The organism is Aeromonas sp. R7-1 (assembly GCF_040908115.1).
Classification (GTDB): Bacteria; Pseudomonadota; Gammaproteobacteria; order Enterobacterales; family Aeromonadaceae; genus Aeromonas; species Aeromonas caviae.
This window is the reverse complement of sequence record NZ_JBFODD010000024.1, coordinates 1-3,040: the sequence shown is the minus strand read 5'-3', so window position 1 is coordinate 3,040 and position 3,040 is coordinate 1. Positions and strand designations below refer to the sequence as shown.

1 rRNA gene is annotated in these 3,040 nt (G+C 52.7%); it reads left to right on the top strand.

The window, feature by feature from the left end:
• Nucleotides 1-132: 132 nt before the first annotated feature.
• Nucleotides 133-3,021, top strand: a 23S ribosomal RNA gene (locus tag AB5Y51_RS05870).
• The last annotated feature ends 19 nt before the right edge of the window (nucleotides 3,022-3,040 follow it).

The following is a 3,040-nucleotide window of genomic DNA, read 5'->3' as shown; positions in this document are numbered from 1 at the left end:
CTGATTTAAAAAGTAGTTCTCAAACATTTGTTACAAGTGCTTTGGAAACTTCTTGGCGAAAACCAAATTTTATTTGGTCCTTGTTGTACAGCAACTTGAATGCCGTTTCGACGACACTTCTTGGGGTTGTATGGTTAAGTGACTAAGCGTACATGGTGGATGCCTTGGCAGTCAGAGGCGATGAAGGACGTACTAACCTGCGATAAGCCGTGAGCAGTCGGTAAGAGACATTACGACTCACGGATTTCCGAATGGGGAAACCCACTTAGCATAAGCTAGGTATCGCTGCGTGAATACATAGCGTAGCGAGGCGAACCGGGAGAACTGAAACATCTAAGTACCCCGAGGAAAAGAAATCAACCGAGATTCCCTCAGTAGCGGCGAGCGAACGGGGATTAGCCCTTAAGCATCTTGGAAGTTAGTGGAACGGTCCTGGAAAGGCCGGCGATACAGGGTGATAGCCCCGTACACGAAAACAACCTTGATGTGAAATCGAGTAGGGCGGGACACGTGACATCCTGTCTGAATATGGGGGGACCATCCTCCAAGGCTAAATACTCCTGACTGACCGATAGTGAACCAGTACCGTGAGGGAAAGGCGAAAAGAACCCCTGTGAGGGGAGTGAAATAGAACCTGAAACCGTGTACGTACAAGCAGTGGGAGCCCTTCGGGGTGACTGCGTACCTTTTGTATAATGGGTCAGCGACTTACATTTTGTAGCGAGGTTAACCGTATAGGGGAGCCGTAGGGAAACCGAGTCTTAACTGGGCGTCTAGTTGCAAGGTGTAGACCCGAAACCGGGTGATCTAGCCATGGGCAGGTTGAAGGTTGAGTAACATCAACTGGAGGACCGAACCCACTAACGTTGCAAAGTTAGGGGATGACCTGTGGCTGGGGGTGAAAGGCCAATCAAACTCGGAGATAGCTGGTTCTCCCCGAAAGCTATTTAGGTAGCGCCTCGGACGAATACTACTGGGGGTAGAGCACTGTTTGGGCTAGGGGGTCATCCCGACTTACCAACCCCATGCAAACTCCGAATACCAGTAAGTACTATCCGGGAGACACACGGCGGGTGCTAACGTCCGTCGTGAAGAGGGAAACAACCCAGACCGCCGGCTAAGGTCCCAAAGTTCTGGTTAAGTGGGAAACGATGTGGGAAGGCTCAGACAGCTAGGATGTTGGCTTAGAAGCAGCCATCATTTAAAGAAAGCGTAATAGCTCACTAGTCGAGTCGGCCTGCGCGGAAGATGTAACGGGGCTCAAACCAGGCACCGAAGCCGCGGATTCACACTAAGTGTGAGTGGTAGGGGAGCGTTCTGTAAGTCTGCGAAGGTGTGTCGAGAGGCATGCTGGAGATATCAGAAGTGCGAATGCTGACGTAAGTAACGATAAAGGGGGTGAAAAGCCTCCTCGCCGGAAGACCAAGGGTTCCTGTCCAACGTTAATCGGGGCAGGGTGAGTCGACCCCTAAGGTGAGGCCGAAAGGCGTAATCGATGGGAAGCAGGTTAATATTCCTGCACGACTTGTAATTGCGATGGGGGGACGGAGAAGGCTAGGTGGGCCAGGCGACGGTTGTCCTGGTGAAAGTGCGTAGGTGGTGTTTCTAGGCAAATCCGGAGACACAACACTGAGACACGAGACGAACGCACCACGGTGCGGAAGCCATTGATGCCCTGCTTCCAGGAAAAGCCTCTAAGCTTCAGATTACAAGTCATCGTACCCCAAACCGACACAGGTGGTCGGGTAGAGAATACCAAGGCGCTTGAGAGAACTCGGGTGAAGGAACTAGGCAAAATAGAACCGTAACTTCGGGAGAAGGTTCGCTCTTGATGGTGAAGTCCCTTGCGGATGGAGCTGTCGGGAGTCGCAGTGACCAGATGGCTGGGACTGTTTATCAAAAACACAGCACTCTGCAAACACGAAAGTGGACGTATAGGGTGTGACACCTGCCCGGTGCCGGAAGGTTAATTGATGGGGTTAGCGCAAGCGAAGCTCTTGATCGAAGCCCCGGTAAACGGCGGCCGTAACTATAACGGTCCTAAGGTAGCGAAATTCCTTGTCGGGTAAGTTCCGACCTGCACGAATGGTGTAACCATGGCCATGCTGTCTCCACCCGAGACTCAGTGAAATCGAATTCGCCGTGAAGATGCGGTGTACCCGCGGCTAGACGGAAAGACCCCGTGAACCTTTACTACAGCTTGGCACTGAACATTGAACCTACATGTGTAGGATAGGTGGGAGGCTTTGAAGGCGTGACGCCAGTTGCGCTGGAGCCGTCCTTGAAATACCACCCTTGTATGTTTGATGTTCTAACGCAGGGCCCTGAATCGGGCTCGCGGACAGTGCCTGGTGGGTAGTTTGACTGGGGCGGTCTCCTCCCAAAGAGTAACGGAGGAGCACGAAGGTTGGCTAATCCTGGTCGGACATCAGGAGGTTAGTGCAATGGCATAAGCCAGCTTAACTGCGAGACGGACAGGTCGAGCAGGTACGAAAGTAGGTCATAGTGATCCGGTGGTTCTGAATGGAAGGGCCATCGCTCAACGGATAAAAGGTACTCCGGGGATAACAGGCTGATACCGCCCAAGAGTTCATATCGACGGCGGTGTTTGGCACCTCGATGTCGGCTCATCACATCCTGGGGCTGAAGTCGGTCCCAAGGGTATGGCTGTTCGCCATTTAAAGTGGTACGCGAGCTGGGTTCAGAACGTCGTGAGACAGTTCGGTCCCTATCTGCCGTGGGCGTTGGATGATTGAAGGGAGTTGCTCCTAGTACGAGAGGACCGGAGTGAACGAACCTCTGGTGTTCGGGTTGTCACGCCAGTGGCACTGCCCGGTAGCTAAGTTCGGAATCGATAACCGCTGAAAGCATCTAAGCGGGAAGCGAGCCCTGAGATGAGTCATCCCTGACCCCTTGAGGGTCCTAAAGGGCCGTTGGAGACCACAACGTTGATAGGTGGGGTGTGTAAGCGTAGCGATACGTTGAGCTAACCCATACTAATTACCCGTGAGGCTTAACCATACAACACCCAAGAAGTGTT